The following is a 17606-nucleotide window of genomic DNA, read 5'->3' on the forward strand; positions in this document are numbered from 1 at the left end:
GTCGCCCGCCCGCCCGGCCGCTCAGCGCTCGCCGGAGGCGGCGACCTCGACGATCGAGGCGTCGATCAGCCACTCGACCGGCGCGACGTCGTCGGTGTAGACGCGCCCGCCGCTCAGCCCCGGTTCGATCCGCCCGGCGGTCGCGGCCGCGACCGGGCGCAGCTCGGCGGGCAGGTCGGGGATCGCGCGGCGCAGCGTCTCGGCCGAGATCGGCGCGTCGCTCGCCATCGCGACCGTGTTGACCGCCTGGCTCGGGTCGCGCACGACGGTCGTGAAGACGTCGCGCATCGTCGCCGTCAGCACCTCCTCCAGCGCGTCGGAGGACTCCGGGTGGCCGATGTTGACGAGCACGACCCCGCCCGGGTTGAGCCGCTCCTGCGCGAGCTCGAAGAACTCGCGCGTGGCGAGGTAGAACGGCACGTACGGCTGGCGGTAGGCGTCGACGAAGATCGCGTCCCATCTGCGGTCGGAGGCGCGCAGGAACGGCCGCGCGTCGGCGGTGTGCAGGTGGACGTTCGGCGCGTTCTCCCTGTTGAGGTCGAACAGCGTCCCGGCGATCTCGTTCAGCGCGCCGTCGAGCTCGACTCCGTCGACGCGCGTCTGCGGGAAGTAGTGGCCGTACTGGCGCGCGGTCGTGCCGGCGGCGTTGCCGAGGATCAGCACCGATCTCGGCGGCGTCCCGTCCGGCCGCGCGGCGATCGGCAGCGTCAGGAACTCGTCCCAGTAGTTGCCAGTCAGCATCCTGTGCGGCGAGTAGACCGAGTGGACGGCCTGGCCCTCGTTCAGCTCCAGGCGGCGGTCGCCGTCGGGCTCCTCGATCACGCGGGCGTACTGGTAGAGCGTCTCCTTCTCCCAGATCACCTTGCCGTTCTCGACCGCCTTGACGGTCCCGACCGGCAGCGCCATCAGCAAGGCGATCGCGACCGGCGCGAGCGCCCAGCGGCGGCTGCGCAGCGCCGCGACGCCGACGATCGCGAGCGCGATCGCGTAGAGCAGGAAGGTGCGGCGCGTGCCGAGGAAGGGGATCAGCAGCAGCGAGCTGAGGAAGGTGCCGGCGAGCGAGCCGAGCGTCGAGATCGCGTACAGGCGGCCGACGACGCTGCCGGCCTCCTCGACGCTGGAGACGGTCAGCTTGACCGTGTACGGCGACACCGTCCCGAGCACGATCATCGGCACCGCCAGCAGCACCAGCACGGCCAGCAGCGAGCCGACGAAGGCGCCGGCCGAGACGGTGTCGAGCGCGTCGACGGAGACGTGCAGGAACGGGCCGGCGAAGAACGGCAGCACCGCGAACATCGCCGCCGCGACGAGCAGGATCTGGCCCAGCCGTCTCAGCGACGGGTCGCGGTCGGCCAATCTGCCGCCGAGCCAGTAGCCGACCGACAGCGCGACCAGCACGACGCCGATCGTGTTGGCCCAGATCAGCGTCGAGTCGCCGAACCACGGCGCCATCAGCCGCGCGGCGGCGATCTCCCCGCCGAGGGAGGCGGAGCCGGCGACGAAGGTGAGCGCGTAGATGCGGCGAAGGGGCACGCTGGCCGGAAGCGTAGATGGTCCCGTCCGCGGACGTCCGTAGCGTCCGCGCCATGGAGACCGCAGAGCTGGCCGCGCTCGACCGCGAGGTGCTGTGGCATCCCTTCACGCAGCAGCTCGGCTGGAGCGAGGAGGCGGCGCCGATCATCGCCCGCGCCGAGGGCGCGACGCTCTTCGACACCGACGGCAACGCCTACATCGACGGCGTCTCGTCGCTGTGGTGCAACGTCCACGGCCACCGCCATCCCGCGATCGACGCCGCGATCCGGGCGCAGCTCGACCGCGTCGCGCACACGACGATGCTCGGCCTCTCCCACCCGCCGGCGATCGAGCTGGCGCGGCGGCTGCGCGACCTGGCGCCGGCGGGGCTGACGCGCGTCTTCTACTCCGACAGCGGCTCGACGGCCGTCGAGATCGCGGTGAAGATGGCGTTCCAGTGGTGGGCGCAGCGGGGCGAGCCGGCGCGCACGCGCTTCGTCTGCCTCGAGAACGCGTACCACGGCGACACGCTCGGCTCGGTCTCGGTCGGCGGGATCGACCTCTTCCACTCCCGCTACCGGCCGCTGCTGTTCGACGCGCTCCGGGTCGCGGCCGGCGACGCCGAGGCGCTCGAGCGGACGCTGGCGCGGCACGGCGCCGAGGTCGCCGCCGTGATCGTCGAGCCGCTCGTGCAGGGCGCGGCCGGGATGCTGCTGCAGCCGCCGGGCTACCTGCGCGCCGTGCGGGAGCTGTGCGACCGCCACGGCGTGCTGCTGATCTGCGACGAGGTCGCGACCGGCTTCGGGCGCACCGGCCGCATGTTCGCGTGCGAGCACGAGCAGGTCTCGCCCGACCTGATGTGCGTCGCGAAGGGGCTGACCGGCGGCTACCTGCCGCTTGCAGCGACGCTCGCGACCGAGGCGATCCACGACGGCTTCCTCGGTGCCCACGCCGACTACCGCACCTTCTTCCACGGCCACACCTACACCGGCAACCCGCTCGCGTGCGCCGCCGCGCTGGCGACGCTCGAGCTGTTCGACTCCGAGCGCACGCTCGAGATGCTGCAGCCGAAGATCGTTCTGCTGGAGCGGGAGCTGGCGGCGCGCGTGGCGCCGCTGGAGGCGGTCGCCGAGATCCGCCAGCGCGGCTTCATGGTCGGGATCGAGCTGGCCGGCTTCGACCCCGCGCTGCGGACCGGCCACCGGGTGACGCTGGCCGCCCGCCGACGCGGCGCGATCGTCCGCCCGCTCGGCGACGTCGTCGTGCTGATGCCGCCGCTGTCGATCGCGCCGGAGCAGCTGCGACGGCTCGTCGAGATCACGGCGGGCGCGATCGCGCAGGCGACCGCGGGCGCGACCGCGGACGGCGGCGCGGGAAGCCGGGGCGGGAGCGCCGGTCGTCCGGCGCCCGTCGCCTAGATCAGTCCTCGTACGGGACGAAGTCGCGCTTGCGAGCGCCGCAGACGGGACAGAACCAGGTCTCCGGGATGTCCTCGAAGGCGGTGCCTGCCGGGATCCCGCCGTCCGGGTCGCCGTCCTCCGGGTCGTAGATGAAGCCGCAGGACTCGCAGATCCACTTCTGGGAGGTCTGAGTTGTGCTCATGCCGACACGGTACCGCGCACGTTGGGGGCGGACATCTAGGTAGGGTGCGCCGCATGGAACGCCACCCCGGACTCGGCCCCGGCGAGGAGGTCAACCCCGGCCCGACGGTCGCGCCGCGCGTCGCGGCGTCGGCGATCGTCGTCCGCGACGGCGACGGCGGGCTGGAGGTGCTGCTCGTCCAGCGCACGCAGAGCGCCCGCTTCATGGCCGGCGTCTGGGTCTTCCCCGGCGGCTCGGTCGACCCGGCCGACTACGCCAGCGACGATCCCGAGGGGCTCCACTTCGCGCTGCGCGCCGCCGCCGTGCGCGAGGTCGCCGAGGAGGCCGGGATCCGCCTCGACGGCGCCGACCAGCTCGTCCCGTTCTCGCGCTGGATCACGCCGGCCCACCTGATGACCCGCTTCGACACGTGGTTCTTCGTCGCGCCGGCGCCGTGGCGCGCCGAGGCGAGAGTCGACGGCGAGGAGTGCGTCGACTTCCGCTGGACGACGCCGGCCGCCGCGCTCGCCGAGCACGCCGCCGGCGGGCTGCCGCTCGTCTTCCCGACGATCAAGCACCTCGAGCAGCTGCGCGCCTTCGGCTCGGTCGACGCGCTGGTCGCGCACAGCCTCGAGAGCGAGGTCCACCCGATCGAGCCGCGGATCGTGATGGTGAGAGACGAGCCGCACGTGCTGCTGCCGGGCGATCCCGGCTACGAGAGCGCGGGGCGCACGGCCTGATCCGATGGCCGGCGCGGGGCTCACGGTCGCCGTCACCGGCCCCACGGGAGACGTCGGGCGCGCCCTCATGCGGGCGCTCGAGCGCAGCCGCGACGTGAGGCGCGTGAAGGCGCTCGGCCGCCGCCAGATCGATCCGGCCGCCGAAGGCTGGCGCAAGACCGACTACCTGCGCGGCGACGTGCTCGACCGCGACGCGGTCGCCGAGCTGGTCGACGGCGCCGACGTCGTCGTCCACCTCGCCTTCGCGATCATGGGCGCGCCGGGCGAGCGCGGGCGCGAGGTCAACCTGACCGGCTCGCGCAACGTCTTCTCGGCCGCGGTGCGCGCCGGTGCCAGACGGCTCGTCTACACCTCGTCGGTCGCCGCATACGGCTTCCACGACGACAACCCGCCGCTGCTGAGAGAGGATTTGCGCCCGCGCGGGACCGACGCGCACGCCTACTCGAAGGCGAAGGCCGAGGTCGAGCGGCTGCTGGCCGAGACGACCGTCGGCAGCGCGACCGAGGTCTACGTCTTCCGGCCGTGCATCGTCGCCGGGCCCGACGCGCTGATGCTGATCGGCAACATCCCCTACGTCCAGCTCGGCGACCGCATGCCGTCGGCGGTCTGGCGGCTGCTCGACGCCGTGCCGGTGCTCAAGCCGGTGATCCCCGACAACGGCATCTCGTTCCAGCTGGTCCACCACGACGACGTCGCGAGCGCGCTGCGCGCCGCGGTGCTCGGCAGGGGCGGAGGCGGCGTCTACAACCTCGCCGCGCACGGCACGCTGACGATGCGCGACCTCGCCGACGACCTCGGCTGGTACTCGATCCCGGTGCCGGAGCTGGCCGTCGACGTCGCCGCCGAGATGGCGACGCGGCTGCCGTTCGTGCCCGAGGACGCGCAGTGGCTCAACGCGCTGCGCGTGCCGATGCTGATGGACGTCTCGAAGGCCGAGCGCGAGCTGAGATGGCGGCCGAGACACGGTGTGCGCGAGACCTTGCGGGCGACGATCGCCGAGGCGCGCGCCGCGCAGCTGCTGCGCTAGCGTCTTCCCCATGCCCCACCCCACCCGGACCGCGATCGGCACCTGGAGCGGCGGCCGCTTCATGCACTTCGGCGAGCCGCTCGACGACGAGCGCCTGCTGGCGCTACTGCGGCCCGACCCGATCTCGTCCGGCGCCGGGATCCACACCGTGCTGACCGCGGACGCCTACGGCGCCGGCGACGCCGACCGCCTGCTCGGCCGGGCGCTGACTGGGCTCAGACGCGACGACTACGTGCTCGTCGGCGCCGTCGGCCACGACTTCTACGACGGCGAGCGCGAGGGCGCGAAGGGCTTCCCCCGCTTCACCGACCCGCGCCTGCGGCGCGAGGACGACTACGCCGGCTACCTGCGGCGCGCGACCGAGGCGTCGCTGGAGCGCTGCGGCGTCGACCGCTTCGACCTGCTGCTGCTGCACAACCCCGACCAGACCGGATATCGAAGCGAGGCGGTCTGGGACGGGATGGCCGCGCTGCGCGACGCCGGCCTGACCGACCTGATCGGCGTCGCCCCCGGCCCTGCCAACGGCTTCACGCTCGACCTGATCGACTGCTTCGAGCGCTACGGCGACCGCATCGACTGGGCGATGGTGATCCTCAACCCGCTTGAGCCGTGGCCCGGCGAGCTGGTCCTGCCGGCGGCGGAGAGACACGGCGTCAGAGTGCTCACGCGCGTCGTCGACTACGGCGGCCTCTTCGGCGGCGACCTGACCGACCCCGGCACGCTCGGCGAGCGCGACCACCGCAAGTTCCGCCCGGCCGGCTGGGTCGAGCGGGGCCTGGAGCGGATCGCGCGGATGGAGGCGATCGCCGCCCGCCACGACCTGACGCCGCTCCAGCTCGCCTGCCAGTGGAACCTCGCCCACGGCCCGGTCGAGTCGGTCGTGCCGACGCTCGTGCAGGAGGCCGGCTCCGACGCCAAGCCGGTCGAGGCCAAGCGCGCCGAGCTGGCGGCGCTGCCGCCCGAGAACCGCCTCACCGATGGCGAGGTCGAGGAGATCCGGGCGATCGGCGACAACGCCGGCTCGATGGCGCTGAAGGGCGCGGCCGTCGACCACGCCGGCCCGGCCCTCCCCGACCGCTGGGAGATCGACGCCCCCCTCTCCCAGCTCGCCGCGCGCTGGTCGATCGACCCCGCGCGCGACCTCGCCAAGAGCGCGTGAACGGTTGCGGCACGCCGCCGCAACGACCACACTGACGTGCATGCGCCAGATTCCTGCCTTCGCCGTCGCGCTCACCGCGGCCGTCGCGACGTCGCTCGCCGCCGCGCCCGCCGCCCCCGCGAGCGAGCCTCTCCCCGAGGTCGGCTGCTGGGCCGGCGCGCCGAGCGGCGTGCCCTCGCTCGGCCCCGGCTACGACGCAGGCCTGCAGGTCGTCAGCGTGATCGGCTCCCGCGACGGCATCCGCGAGGGCGTCGCCTCCGAGAGACGCCTCGCGGCGCTGCTCGGCGACCAGTTCGCCGGCGTCTGGGTGGCGCCCTGGCATGACGGCTGGCGCGTCGGCCTCGCGCCCGGCCCGCTCGACCCCGACGCGGCGAGAGCCGCGATCGCCGCGCAGCTGCTGTCGCAGGCGCCGGCGCCGCTGGCCGCGGCCGCGGCGGCGGCGCTGCGCGTCGTCCCGCAGCCCTTCTCCCACGCCGCGCTGGAGGCGACGCGCGACCAGGTCGCCGCGCTGCTGACGGCGCCCGGCGCGCCGCACGCGGGCGGGTTCGGCGTCGGCTGCGACGAGCACGACGGCGCGATCCGCGTGCTCGTGTGGCTGTGGGACGAGAGCAGCGCGGCCGACGAGGCGGCGATCCGCGCGCTGGTCGCGCCGTTCGGCGAGCATGTCGCGATCGTGCGCAGGGCCGGCGGCAGCCCGCGCCCGGCGCCCGCGACGGTCCTGGCGCCGACGGGCGCGGCGACGAGCCCGACGGCCCCGCCCGTCGCCGTCGTGGGCCGGCGCGCGATCCGCACCGGCGCGACCGTGCGCGTGCGGATCGCCTGCCCCCGCACGGCCGGCTCCGCCTGCGCCGGCGCGCTCGCGCTGCGCTGGCGGCCGCGCGGCGCGACGCGGCCGCGCATGCTCGGCAGACGCGCCGTCGCGCGGCTCGCGCCCGGTGTCGAGCGGACGGTCGCGCTTCGGCTCCGCACCCGCGCGCGCCGCGCCCTCGCTGCGCGCCCAGCGGCGCTGGAGGCGGTCGTGACCGGCGCCGGGACGACGCCGCGGATCGTGCGTCTGCGCCTGCGCTGAGCGCGCAGCGCGGTGCCGAGCAGGCGCCCCGCTCCAAGCGCCGGCGCGGCGTGCGATCCTACAGCGCCCCGCCCTCGCCCTCGATCACGTGCATGATCGCGTTGATGAGGGCGAGGTGGGTGAACGCCTGGGGGTAGTTGCCGAGCTGGCGGCCGCTGTGGGGGTCGAGCTCCTCGGCGTAGAGCTTCAGCGGCGAGGCGTTGGCGAGCAGTCTCTCCAGCAGCGCCTTCGCGCGACGGTGCTCGCCGATCTCCTCCAGCGCCGCGACCAGCCAGAAGGAGCAGATCAGGAACGAGCCCTCCTCGCCGTGGAGCCCGTCGTCGGTCTCCTCGGTTCTGTAGCGCAGCACGAAGCCGTGGACGGTCAGCTCCTTCGCGATCGCGCGCACGGTCGCGCGGACGCGCTCGTCGTCGGGCGGCAGGAAGCGCACGAGCGGGATCAGCAGGACCGAGGCGTCGAGCGCGTCGGTCTCGTAGTGCTGGCGGAAGATGCCGTCGCGGACGCCGTGCTCGAGGATGTCGGCCTTGATCTGGTCGGCGATCGCCTGCCACTCGGCCGCCAGGCCCGGCTCGCCGTGGATCTCGGCCAGCCGCGCGCCGCGGTCGAGCGCGACCCAGCACATCAGCTTCGAGGAGACGTAGTGGCGCGGGGCGCCGCGCGCCTCCCAGATCCCCTGGTCGGGCCGGTCCCAGACGTCGATCGCGCAGCGGACCTGCGCCTCCAGCACCGGCCACAGCCGCTGCGGCAGGTGGCCGCGCGCCTTCGTGTGCAGGTAGACCGAGTCGAGCACCGCGCCGAAGACGTCGTTCTGCCTCTGGTCGAAGGCGCCGTTGCCGATCCGCACCGGCCGCGCGCCCTCGTAGCCGGTGAGGTGGTCGAGCGTCGACTCGGTCAGCTCCTTCTCGCCGCCGATGCCGTACATGATCTGCAGCGAGCCGTCCTCGTTGCGCGGCACGTCGGCGACGAACTGCATGAAGTCGTCGGCCTCCCAGTCGAGGCCGAGCGCGTGCAGGCCCCACAGCGTGAAGGTCGCGTCGCGCATCCACGTGTAGCGGTAGTCCCAGTTGCGCTCGCCGCCGGGCGATTCCGGCAGCGAGGTCGTCAGCGCCGCGACCAGCGCGCCGGTCGGCGCGTAGGTCAGACCCTTCAGCACCAGCGCCGAGCGCTGCAGGTGGACCCGCCACGGGTGGTCGGGGAAGTGGCCGTCGTCGAGCCAGTCGCGCCAGAAGTGCGAGGTGCGCGCGAGCATCGCGCTCGCCTGCTCCGCCGTGCTCGGGCCGTGCAGGTCGTGCGCCCACGACAGCGCGACGTACCGCGTCTCGCCCTCCTGCAGCGTGTGACGGGCGCGGGCGCGGTTGCCCTCGATGCCGATCCGCAGGTCGCTCATCAGCCGCAGCGAGCCGGTGTGGTGGTGGGCGTCGACGGCGTCGTAGCCGTCGCCGACGACCGTCCACTCGGCCGGCTCGCGCGCGTAGTCGAACATCGGCTCGCAGATCATCTCGATCTGCACGCTGCCCTGGATGCACTCGATCGTCCGCACGAGCACGTGCTCGGCGTCCTCGTCGGTCGGCGGCCGCGTACGGGTGCCGTCGATGCCGTTGTGCTCGCCCCACGGGCCGATCGCGAGCGCGTCGCGCACGACGACCCAGCCCGACTGCGTCATCCACGTCGTCTCGACGATCATCGTCCCGGGCTCGTACCGCCGGGCGCCGGGGACGGTCGTCCCGTAGGGCCCGAGCCGGAAGCCGCCGGCGCCGCGGTCGAGCAGGCAGCCGAAGACGCTCGGGGCGTCGAAGCGCGGCGCGCACAGCCACTCGATCGTCCCGTCGGGCGCGATCAGCGCGCCGGTGTGGCAGTCGGAGATGAAGGCGTAGTCGCCGATCGGCGGGAACGGCGAGCTGGCCGGCTCGCGGCGCCGCCGGGCGTTCGCGCGCGGGCGCCTTCTCGGCGGCGTGCGCTGGCCGGTGCGCGCTCTCCTCGCGGGTGCCGTCTCGCTCATCCGGTCGCTCCTCTCCGCCGCTCTCCGCCTGCCGTCACCTGCATGCTTGCACGCGCGGGAGCCGGCGAGGGACTCAGACGCTGTTCCAGAAGTCGAGGCCGAGGCTGTCGAGCAGGTTCTGCGCCTCGGCGTTGAGGCGGAAGAACTCGCCGGTCCAGATCAGGATCCCCATCGCGATCAGCACGACCCCGCCGGTCCCGATGACGAGCCCGTAGTGGCGCTTCACGAGCGCGAAGGCGGTCGTCATCCGCCCGAACGCGATCGAGGTCAGCAGGAACGGGATCGCCAGCCCGGCCGAGTAGAAGGCGAGCAGCAGCGCCCCGCGGCCGGCCGAGTCCGACAGCGCCGCGGCGCTGAGGATCGCGCCGAGCGTCGGCCCGATGCACGGCGTCCACGCGATCGCGAAGGCGGCGCCGGCGATCAGCGGGCCGCCCCTGCCCGCGCGCGCGATCAGCCCGCCGACGTGGAACTCGCGGTTGAGCTTCGTGACGAACGGCGCGGCGACGAAGAAGATCCCCATCGCGACGATGACGGCGGCCGAGACCTTCTCGAGCGTGTCGCGATTTCTCTGCAGCGTCGACCCGACCGCCGTCGCCCCGAGGCCGAGCACGATGAAGATCGTCGAGAAGCTGAGCACGAACAGCAGGCTCGGGCCCAGCACCTGGCGGATCCCCTCCCGCCCCCTCACCTCGCCCGGGGCGACGCCGGCGACCGCCGAGATGTAGCCCGGCACGAGCGGCAGCACGCACGGCGAGAGGAACGAGACGAGGCCGGCGGCGAGCGCGAGCGGGATGCCGACTCCGGAGGCGGGGTCCATGGTGTCCAGAGGGTACCGACGGGGTATCGCTGCGGACGTGCGGACCGTGCACCGCGGCGGCGCACCGAGGCCTCCGCGACTGTCCGCCGCGCCCCGCCGAGGCGGTGGTACGTTCCGACCGGAGAACAGACACGGAGAGGGAGCAGACGATGGCGACCGCGGTTCGCACGCTTCGCAACTTCATCGACGGCCAGCCCGCCGACGCGGCCGACGGCCGCACGGAGCCGGTCCTCAACCCCGCCACCGGTCAGCAGATCGCCGACGCGCCGCTGTCGAGCGCCGCGGACGTCGACCGCGCCGTCGCGGCCGCGCGCCGCGCCTTCCCCGGTTGGCGCGACACGATCCCCGGCGAGCGCTCGCTGGCGCTGCTGCGGCTCGCCGACGCCGTCGAGGCGCGCGCCGACGAGTTCGCCGAGCTGGAGGCGGTCAACGCCGGCAAGCCGATCGAGGCGGTCAAGAGCGACGAGATCCCCGTCTTCTGCGACAACATCCGCTTCTTCGCGGGCGCCGCGCGGATCCTCGAGGGCAAGTCGGCCGGCGAGTACATGGAGGGGTACACGTCGATGATCCGGCGCGAGCCGGTCGGCGTGATCGGCCAGATAGCGCCGTGGAACTACCCGCTGATGATGGCCGGCTGGAAGATCGGCCCGGCGCTGGCGGCCGGCAACACGCTCGTGCTCAAGCCCGCGGAGACGACGCCGGTCACCTCCGTGCTGCTCGCGGAGGTCGCCGCCGAGTTCCTGCCGCCCGGCGTCTTCAACGTGATCTGCGGTCACGGCGACCCGGCCGGGCAGGCGCTCGTCACCCACGCCGACGTCGACATGGTCTCGCTGACCGGCTCGGTCGCGACCGGCAAGTGGATCGCGAAGGCGGCCGCCGACTCGCTCAAGCGCGTCCACCTCGAGCTCGGCGGGAAGGCGCCGGTCGTCGTCTTCGACGACGCCGACATGGGCGCCGTCGCGGAGGCGATCGCCGGCGCCGGCTACTACAACGCCGGCCAGGACTGCACGGCCGCGACGCGGGTGCTGGTCGGGGCCAAGCACTACGACGACGTCGTCGCCGGCATCGCCGAGCAGGCGCGCGGGCTCGTGCTCGGCGACACGCTCTCGGCCGACACGACGCTCGGCCCGGTCAACTCCCAGCGCCAGCGCGAGCGGGTCGCGGGCTTCCTCGAGCGCAAGCCCAGCCACGCCGAGGTCGTCACCGGCGGCAGGGCACCCGACCTGCCCGGCTTCTTCTACGAGCCGACGGTCGTCGCCAACCTCCAGCAGCAGGACGAGATGATCCAGCGGGAGATCTTCGGCCCGGTCGTCACGATCCAGCGCTTCAGCGACGAGGAGGAGGCGATCGCGTGGGCCAACGGCACCCCGTACGGCCTCGCCTCCTCGGTCTGGACGCGCGACGTCGGCCGCGCGCTGCGGATGTCGAAGGCGCTCGACTTCGGCTGCGTCTGGATCAACGACCACATTCCGCTGGTCTCGGAGATGCCGCACGGCGGCTTCAAGCAGTCGGGCTACGGCAAGGACCTGAGCCAGTACGGCTTCGACGACTACACGCGCGTCAAGCACGTGATGGCGAACATCCAATAGGCGCGGACGCCCCGCCACCAGGACGATCCCCCGGCCGGCCGCCGGGGGATCGCGCTCACGGGGCGCACGCAATTCGGGCGCGTCGGCGCTCACCGAGCTGTCACAAGAACGCTGCTGCGGCTAGTTAACGATTGATGAGAAGCGCCGGGGACCGTCCGTGAAATCCAGTACGGTCCCCACCTACCAACCCGGTCGACGGGGCTTGCGAGCAACTTTGCGACGCAAGCCCCGTTGAACGGGTAGGAGCGACCCGGTGGAAGCCTCTTCGATTCCAGCCACGGCAGGCCTCACGCGACAGAAGCCGCGAGCCGCCGTCGGCCCCCTCTTGCGCCTGCGCTCCGACGAGCAGCTCGTGAAGCTGTTCCGCCAGGGCAACGAGGAGGCCTTCCGCGCGATCCACGATCGCTACCGCGCCCGCCTCTTCGCGTACACGCGCCAGATGCTGGCCGGCTCCAGGCAGGACGCCGAGGACGCGCTCCAGGACGTCTTCGTGCGCGCCTACGGGGCGCTGCGCGCCAACGATCGCGAGGTCTCGCTGCGCGCCTGGCTCTACCGCGTCGCGCACAACCGCTGCATCGACGAGCTGCGCCGGCCGGCGCCCCCGCCGCCGGAGGTCTTCGAGCAGATCCGCCCGCCGGCGAACGACCCGATCGCCGAGACCGAGCAGAAGGAGTCGCTGCGGCGGCTGGTCGAGGACGTAAGGCGCCTCCCCGAGCAGCAGCGCTCGGCGCTGCTGATGCGCGAGATCGTCGGCATGTCGTACGTCGACCTCGCCGCCGCGCTCGACGTGACCGTCCCGGCCGTCAAGTCGCTGCTGGTGCGGGCGCGGATGGGGCTGGCACAGGCCGCCGAGGCGCGCGACACCGCCTGCGTCCAGATCCGCGAGCAGATCGCCGACGCCCACGACCGCGGCGTCCGCGCCAGCGGGCTGGTCCGGCGCCATCTGCACGACTGCGCCGGCTGCCGCGCCTACCGCAGAGAGCTGAAGTCGATGCGCGAGCGCTTCGCCGCGCTGACCCCCGCGACGATCGGGCCGCTGGCGCTGATCGCGAAGCTGCTCGGGATCGGCGGCGGCGGCGTCGCCGCGGGCGGCACCGCCGCGGCCGGCGGCGGCGCCGGAGCGGCCGCGGGCGGCGCCGCGGCGGTCGGCGGCGCGGCCGCGGTCGGCAGCGGCGTGACGGCCGGGCACGTCGCGGCGGTCGTCGCGGCGGCGGTCGTCGCCGGCGGCGGCGCCGTCGAGGTCAAGCGCAGCCTGAGCCCGCAGCAGCCGCCGCGCGAGGCGGCCGTCGTGCGCGTCGAGAGAGCCCCCAGACCGCAGCCCGTGCTCGCGGCGACGATCGCCGCCCCGAAGGCGCTCCCCCTCGCCCCGGCCGCGCCGGCGCCGGCCGCCGCGAGAGCGGCGGCGAGACCGCGCCGCGAGGCCGCCGTGCAGAGAGCGGCGAGAGGCCGCGCCGGGCGCGCCGTCCCCGTCGCCGTCGCACCGCCTACGCAGGGGCCGCCGACGACCGTGCCGATGGAGCGGCCGGCCGCCGGTAACGGCGGCGCGGCCGCGCCGGTCGACGCCTCGCTCGACGATCCGGTCACCGCCCCCGTGACCGAGCCGACGACGACCGAGCCGACGACCGGCGGCACGACGACCACCCCGACGACCGGCGGCACCGGCAGCGGCACCGCCCCGTCGACCGCGGCTCCCGGCCCGACGACCGGCACCGCCAGCGGCCCGGCGACGCCACCGAGCGGGACGACCGCGCCTCCGACCGGCTCCCCCGCTCCGCCCGCCTCGCCGGCGACGACCGGCGGCGCCGGCACCGCTCCCAGCAACACCACCCCGCCTCCGCGCTGACGCGCGCGAGCGCGTCGCCTCCGTGGTGGCGAGGGCGCGAACGGATGGGTGCGCGATCGGTCGCGCCGCGGCGATCTGGCGAGTTCGCCGCTGACGCCGCGGTGAGCGCCGGCGCGCCTGCGAGCGCCGCCCGGCCGCTGCGATAGCGTGCGGGCCGATGGACCCGCTGCTGCCTCCGCTCGACCACGAGGAGCTGTACGTCCGACGCGGCCCGCGCTCGGGCCTGCCGACGATCGTCGCGGTCCATTCGACGGTGCTCGGGCCGGCGCTCGGCGGCTGTCGCATGTGGTCCTACGACGACCCGACGCTCGCCGCGCGCGACGCGCTGCGCCTCTCGCGTGCGATGACCTACAAGGCGGCCTGCGCCGACCAGCCGCTCGGCGGCGGCAAGGGCGTGATCGCGCTGCCGCCCGGCGTGCGGCCGACCGGCAGGCTGCGCCGCGACGCGCTGCTCGACTTCGGCGAGACGGTCGAGCAGCTCGGCGGCCGCTACGTGACCGCCGAGGACGTCGGCGTCGGCAGCCGCGACATGCCGGTGATCGCGGAGACGACGCGGTCGGTCACGGGCCTGGCGACCAGCCGCGGCGGCTCGGGCGACCCGAGCCCGTTCACGGCGCTCGGGATCGAGGCGGCGATCCGCACGACCTGCGCCGAGCTGTTCGGCACCGGCTCCCTGGAGGGCCGCACGATCGCCGTGATCGGACTCGGCAACGTCGGCTCGCGGCTGGCGAGACGGCTTGCGAGAGCCGGCGCGAGGCTGCTGCTCGCCGACGTCGAGCCGTCGAAGCGAGCGCTCGCCGAGCGGCTCGGCGCGAGCTGGACGACGCCGGGCCGGGCGCTGACGGCCCGCGTCGACCTGCTCGCCCCCTGCGCCCTCGGCGGGATCCTCGACGAGACGACCGTCCCGCGGCTGCGCTGCCGCGGGATCGCGGGCGCGGCCAACAACCAGCTCGCCAACGACGCCGTCGCGGCGCTGCTGGCGGCGCGCGGGATCCTGTGGGCGCCCGACTTCGTCATCAACGCCGGGGGGATCGTGAACATCGCGGTCGAGTTCGAGCCGGGCGGCTACGACGCCGCGATCGCGCGCAGACGGGTGCGCGCGATCGGCGGCACGCTCGCGGAGATCTTCGCCGCCGCGCGGGAGCGGCGGATCACGCCGCTGGCCGCCGCCGTCGAGCGCGGCGAGCTGCGGCTCGCCGCCGCCCAGGCCGGGCGCGCCGCGGTGGCGAGGGGTTGACAGGAAGCTTCGTAAGTATAGGCTTACGGTAAGCAATGACGAACACAGCAGCAGCGCTCGCGGCGCTCGGCGACCCGACGCGCAAGACGATCTTCGAGCGGCTCGTCGACGGGCCGCTGGCGGTCGGCGAGCTGGCCGGTGACCTGCCGGTCAGCCGTCCCGCCGTCTCCCAGCACCTGAGAGTCCTCAAGCAGGCCGGCCTCGTCGTCGACCGCCGCGAGGGCACCCGGCGCCTCTACCAGGTCGACCCGCAGGCGCTCGCCGACCTGCGGGCGTACTTCGACGCCTTCTGGGACCAGTCGCTCGCCGCCTTCCGCGCCGCTGCGGAATCCAAGGAGCAGACCGATGGCTGACCAGCAGAGCGCAGATCTCGTCGTGCGACAGAGCATCGTCGTCGCGGCGCCGCAGGAGCGGGCGTTCGCCGTCTTCACGCAGCGGATCGAGACCTGGTGGCCGATCGCCGAGCGCTACATCGGCTCCGAGCAGCCGGTCACCGCCGTGATCGAAGGGCATGTCGGCGGCCGCTGGTTCGAGCGCGCCGCCGACGGCAGCGAATGCCCGTGGGGCAGAGTGCTCGCCTGGGAGCCGCCCGCCCGCGTCGTGCTGTCGTGGGAGGTCTCGGCCGACTGGCAGCCCGACCCCGAGACGGCGAGCACGATCGAGGTCAGCTTCGAGCCGGCCGGCGACGGGCGCACGCGCGTCGCGCTCGAGCATCGCGGCCTCGAGGTCTACGGCGAGCGGGCGCAGGAGATGCGCGACATGTTCGGCGGCGCCGACGCCTGGGCCGACCTGCTCGCGCGCTTCTCGGCGACGGTGGCCGACGCGGCGCAGACAGCGAGCTGACGCTCCCCATGCGCGCGCTCGCCGGCATCCCGGCGGCGAGCGCGCCGCCACGCTGACGCCTCCCCGCCGCGGGCCGGCCGCGATCGGATACGGTCGGGCGGGGAGCGGACGTGGACGAGCTGCGTGGTGCGGAGGGGAGCTGGGACGCCGGCGCCGAGGCGGCCGGTGGCGACGCGCTGCCCTGGCAGGCGCTCGGGCCGGAGGTCGCGGCGAAGCTGCTGCCGGCCGTCGAGACGGTCGTCGAGGACGTGCTCGCGACCGTCGTCGAGCGCGACGTCCCGCGCGAGTGGGTCGTCGGCCGCCCGAACGCCCGCCACGGGATCGAGCACGGCCTCCGCGGCCTGCTGCAGCTGGTCGCGGCCGGGCCGCAGGGGCCGCTGCCCGACCGCGGCCTCTACGTCGGCTTCGGCCGCGGCCAGGTCCGCGCCGGCCGCTCGCTCGGCGCGCTGCTGGCCGCGTATCACCACGCCGCACGCGCCGCATGGCGCGCGCTGGCGCGGACCGGCAGCGGCGCCGGGCTGCCGAGCGAGACGCTCGGCGCGCTCGCCGACGCGATCCTCGCCTACCTCGCCGAGATCTCGGCCGCGTCGGCCGAGGGCTTCGCGTTCGAGCAGGCCGCGCGCGGCGAGGGCGACGGCGAGGGCGAGCGGCGGCGGGCGCTCGTCGCCGCGCTGGTGCGCGCGCCGGCGCCGCCGGCCGCGGAGCTGCGCGCGCTCGCCGCGGCCGCCGGCTGGCGCCCCGGGCCGCGCGTCGCGGCGCTCGCCTTCCGCGCCGAGGAGATCGAGCGCGCCGCGGCGCGCCTGCCCGCCGACGCGCCATGCGCGCGCGTCGACGGCGTCGGCTACGCGATCGTCCCCGACGCCGACGGGCCGGCGCGCCGGGCGCAGCTGCGCGCCCACCTGCGCGACGTCGCCGCCGGCCTCGGCCCGGCCGTGGCGCTCGCAGACGCGGCCGAGTCGGCGCGCTGGGCGCGGCTGGCGCTGGCGCTCGCCGACGGCACGGCGCTCGTCGTCGCCGACGAGCGCCGTGTCGACCTGCTGCTGGCGGCAGCCCCGCTGCTGTCCGCCGGCCTCGCCGAGGAGGCGCTGGCGCCGCTGGCGGCGCTGCCGTCGGCGACGCGCGAGCGGCTGCTGGCGACCCTGCGCAGCTGGCTCGCCAATCACGGCTCGGTCGTCGCGACGGCCGCCGACCTGCACGTCCACGCGCAGACGGTCCGCTACCGCGTCGGCCAGCTGCGGGCGCTGCTCGGCGAGCGGTTCGATGCGGCGGAGGGCCGGCTCGAGCTCGAGCTGGCCCTCCGCGCCCGCAGCCTCGGCGCCGCCGCCGGGCGGCGGCGCGCCGCGGAGCCGATCTAGCCGATCACGCTCCGCACCAGCGGCGTGTAGCCGCTGCTGTGGCCGTTTCTGTTCGGGTGGAAGCTCTCCCCGATCGAGAAGATGTTCAGGCCGTTGATCCAGGCGCTGCCGGAGCAGATCGCGTGGCCGCTGAACGACGAGATCGCGCTGACGTATCTGAACCCGTACGCCGCGGCGCGCGCGGAGATCGTCGCGTCGAGCAGGTCGGCGACGGCGTTCAGCTCGGTCCGCTCGCTCGCGCTGATCCCGGTCGTGCCGGCGCAGCTGGAGGAGCTGAACAGGCGCGGGTAGCCGAGCACCGCGACCGTCGCGCTCGGCGCCTGTCTCTGGATCGCCGCGTAGACGGTGTTGAGCTTGCCCGGCAGCGTGCCTCTGATGTACGCCTCGGCGTCGTCGATCGCGCCCGAGCAGCCTATGGTCACGCAGGCGGTGACGACGTCCGCGAAGCCGGCGTCGTTGCCGCCGATCGTGATCGAGACGAGCGCCGTCGACGACGTCACCGACGAGATCTGGTTGGCCATCACGTCGTCGGTCGTCGCGCCCGAGCAGGCGACGAAGACGAGGTCGGTGTTCGGCCGCTGTCTGGAGGCCAGGTACGGATAGGCGGACGTGCCGCGCTGGCAGCCCGAGTTGAGCGTGTACGAGCCGGTGCCGGTGCCCGACGAGTACGAGTCGCCGAGGGCGACGTAGCGGTCGGCGGCGGCGGCCGTGCCGGCGCCTCCGAAGACGGCGAGCGCGCACGCGACCGGTGCGATCCCGCGCATGACCTTGCGCATCGATTCTCCCCTCCTGCTGTGGTGTCGGCCGCCCGCGCGGTGCGCCCCTCGCGCAAGAC

At 74.6% G+C, this 17606-nt stretch carries 16 protein-coding genes; 11 read left to right on the forward strand and 5 right to left on the reverse strand.

The genetic code is table 11. The annotated features are described in order from the left end of the window. Positions 1 to 21: 21 nt before the first annotated feature. On the reverse strand, positions 22 to 1533 hold the full coding sequence (locus BDZ31_RS11525; RefSeq protein WP_183342141.1) for a fused MFS/spermidine synthase: 1512 nt from the start codon (positions 1531 to 1533) through the stop codon (positions 22 to 24). 17 nt (positions 1534 to 1550) lie between these two features. Between BDZ31_RS11525 and bioA the strand changes: the two genes are divergently transcribed. Next, the gene (bioA, locus tag BDZ31_RS11530) at positions 1551 to 2930 is read left to right on the forward strand and encodes an adenosylmethionine--8-amino-7-oxononanoate transaminase (protein ID WP_183342142.1); all 1380 of its coding nucleotides are present in this window, start codon (positions 1551 to 1553) and stop codon (positions 2928 to 2930) included. Position 2931: 1 nt separating this feature from the next. On the opposite strand, the gene BDZ31_RS11535 is transcribed toward bioA, so the two are convergent. Continuing rightward, a complete protein-coding gene (locus BDZ31_RS11535; protein ID WP_183342143.1) occupies positions 2932 to 3114 on the reverse strand; it encodes a rubredoxin in 183 nt (60 codons plus the stop codon). Positions 3115 to 3167: 53 nt separating this feature from the next. Here BDZ31_RS11535 and BDZ31_RS11540 point away from each other — a divergent pair, with 53 nt between their 5' ends. From BDZ31_RS11540 to BDZ31_RS11555, 4 genes are read left to right on the forward strand one after another with little or no spacing between them, the layout of a single operon-like run. Then, positions 3168 to 3833, forward strand: a complete 666-nt coding sequence (locus BDZ31_RS11540; RefSeq protein WP_183342144.1) for an NUDIX hydrolase — start codon at positions 3168 to 3170, stop codon at positions 3831 to 3833. A gap of 4 nt (positions 3834 to 3837) precedes the next feature. Continuing rightward, positions 3838 to 4860, forward strand: coding sequence for an NAD-dependent epimerase/dehydratase family protein (locus tag BDZ31_RS11545; protein ID WP_183342145.1), 1023 nt, complete (start codon positions 3838 to 3840; stop codon positions 4858 to 4860). Positions 4861 to 4870: 10 nt separating this feature from the next. Beyond that, positions 4871 to 6019 carry an aldo/keto reductase gene (locus tag BDZ31_RS11550; RefSeq protein WP_183342146.1) on the forward strand — a complete coding sequence of 383 codons (1149 nt, stop codon included), beginning with the start codon at positions 4871 to 4873 and terminating at the stop codon, positions 6017 to 6019. 40 nt (positions 6020 to 6059) lie between these two features. Then, positions 6060 to 7088: a hypothetical protein gene (locus BDZ31_RS11555; RefSeq protein ID WP_183342148.1), complete on the forward strand. Its 1029-nt coding sequence runs from the start codon at positions 6060 to 6062 to the stop codon at positions 7086 to 7088. A 58-nt stretch (positions 7089 to 7146) separates the two neighbouring features. On the opposite strand, the gene BDZ31_RS11560 is transcribed toward BDZ31_RS11555, so the two are convergent. Next, the gene (locus tag BDZ31_RS11560; protein ID WP_183342150.1) at positions 7147 to 9087 is read right to left on the reverse strand and encodes a glycoside hydrolase family 15 protein; all 1941 of its coding nucleotides are present in this window, start codon (positions 9085 to 9087) and stop codon (positions 7147 to 7149) included. A gap of 73 nt (positions 9088 to 9160) precedes the next feature. Beyond that, the gene (locus BDZ31_RS11565; protein ID WP_183342152.1) at positions 9161 to 9904 is read right to left on the reverse strand and encodes a cytochrome c biogenesis CcdA family protein; all 744 of its coding nucleotides are present in this window, start codon (positions 9902 to 9904) and stop codon (positions 9161 to 9163) included. 149 nt (positions 9905 to 10053) lie between these two features. Between BDZ31_RS11565 and BDZ31_RS11570 the strand changes: the two genes are divergently transcribed. The 6 genes from BDZ31_RS11570 (at position 10054) to BDZ31_RS11595 (ending at position 16771) form a co-directional block, all read left to right on the forward strand. After that, positions 10054 to 11493, forward strand: coding sequence for a gamma-aminobutyraldehyde dehydrogenase (locus BDZ31_RS11570; protein ID WP_183342154.1), 1440 nt, complete (start codon positions 10054 to 10056; stop codon positions 11491 to 11493). Between the two features lie 352 nt (positions 11494 to 11845). Further along, positions 11846 to 13336, forward strand: a complete 1491-nt coding sequence (locus BDZ31_RS11575; protein WP_183342156.1) for a sigma-70 family RNA polymerase sigma factor — start codon at positions 11846 to 11848, stop codon at positions 13334 to 13336. A gap of 157 nt (positions 13337 to 13493) precedes the next feature. Next, the gene (locus BDZ31_RS11580) at positions 13494 to 14573 is read left to right on the forward strand and encodes a Glu/Leu/Phe/Val dehydrogenase dimerization domain-containing protein (protein ID WP_183342158.1); all 1080 of its coding nucleotides are present in this window, start codon (positions 13494 to 13496) and stop codon (positions 14571 to 14573) included. 35 nt (positions 14574 to 14608) lie between these two features. Then, the gene (locus tag BDZ31_RS11585; RefSeq protein WP_183342159.1) at positions 14609 to 14926 is read left to right on the forward strand and encodes an ArsR/SmtB family transcription factor; all 318 of its coding nucleotides are present in this window, start codon (positions 14609 to 14611) and stop codon (positions 14924 to 14926) included. After that, entirely contained in the window at positions 14919 to 15416 is a 498-nt protein-coding gene (locus tag BDZ31_RS11590) for an SRPBCC family protein (RefSeq protein ID WP_183342161.1), read from the forward strand. The genes BDZ31_RS11585 and BDZ31_RS11590 overlap by 8 nt, the downstream gene beginning before the upstream one ends. 110 nt (positions 15417 to 15526) lie before the next feature. After that, complete coding sequence (locus tag BDZ31_RS11595; protein ID WP_183342163.1) at positions 15527 to 16771, forward strand: PucR-like N-terminal domain-containing protein; 1245 nt, start codon at positions 15527 to 15529, stop codon at positions 16769 to 16771. On the opposite strand, the gene BDZ31_RS11600 is transcribed toward BDZ31_RS11595, so the two are convergent. Continuing rightward, a complete protein-coding gene (locus BDZ31_RS11600; protein WP_183342165.1) occupies positions 16768 to 17547 on the reverse strand; it encodes an SGNH/GDSL hydrolase family protein in 780 nt (259 codons plus the stop codon). The two genes, BDZ31_RS11595 and BDZ31_RS11600, sit on opposite strands and share 4 nt — an antisense overlap. Positions 17548 to 17606: the final 59 nt, after the last annotated feature.

Origin of the sequence: Conexibacter arvalis, assembly GCF_014199525.1 — a bacterium.
Classification (GTDB): Bacteria; Actinomycetota; Thermoleophilia; order Solirubrobacterales; family Solirubrobacteraceae; genus Conexibacter; species Conexibacter arvalis.

Coding starts and splice junctions, on each gene's coding strand:
- bioA (WP_183342142.1), top strand. CDS start 1,551: ATGGTCCCGTCCGCGGACGTCCGTAGCGTCCGCGCCATGGAGACCGCA.
- BDZ31_RS11535 (WP_183342143.1), bottom strand. CDS start 3,114: ATGAGCACAACTCAGACCTCCCAGAAGTGGATCTGCGAGTCCTGCGGC.
- BDZ31_RS11540 (WP_183342144.1), top strand. CDS start 3,168: ATGGAACGCCACCCCGGACTCGGCCCCGGCGAGGAGGTCAACCCCGGC.
- BDZ31_RS11545 (WP_183342145.1), top strand. CDS start 3,838: ATGGCCGGCGCGGGGCTCACGGTCGCCGTCACCGGCCCCACGGGAGAC.
- BDZ31_RS11550 (WP_183342146.1), top strand. CDS start 4,871: ATGCCCCACCCCACCCGGACCGCGATCGGCACCTGGAGCGGCGGCCGC.
- BDZ31_RS11555 (WP_183342148.1), top strand. CDS start 6,060: ATGCGCCAGATTCCTGCCTTCGCCGTCGCGCTCACCGCGGCCGTCGCG.
- BDZ31_RS11560 (WP_183342150.1), bottom strand. CDS start 9,087: ATGAGCGAGACGGCACCCGCGAGGAGAGCGCGCACCGGCCAGCGCACG.
- BDZ31_RS11565 (WP_183342152.1), bottom strand. CDS start 9,904: ATGGACCCCGCCTCCGGAGTCGGCATCCCGCTCGCGCTCGCCGCCGGC.
- BDZ31_RS11570 (WP_183342154.1), top strand. CDS start 10,054: ATGGCGACCGCGGTTCGCACGCTTCGCAACTTCATCGACGGCCAGCCC.
- BDZ31_RS11580 (WP_183342158.1), top strand. CDS start 13,494: ATGGACCCGCTGCTGCCTCCGCTCGACCACGAGGAGCTGTACGTCCGA.
- BDZ31_RS11585 (WP_183342159.1), top strand. CDS start 14,609: ATGACGAACACAGCAGCAGCGCTCGCGGCGCTCGGCGACCCGACGCGC.
- BDZ31_RS11590 (WP_183342161.1), top strand. CDS start 14,919: ATGGCTGACCAGCAGAGCGCAGATCTCGTCGTGCGACAGAGCATCGTC.
- BDZ31_RS11600 (WP_183342165.1), bottom strand. CDS start 17,547: ATGCGCAAGGTCATGCGCGGGATCGCACCGGTCGCGTGCGCGCTCGCC.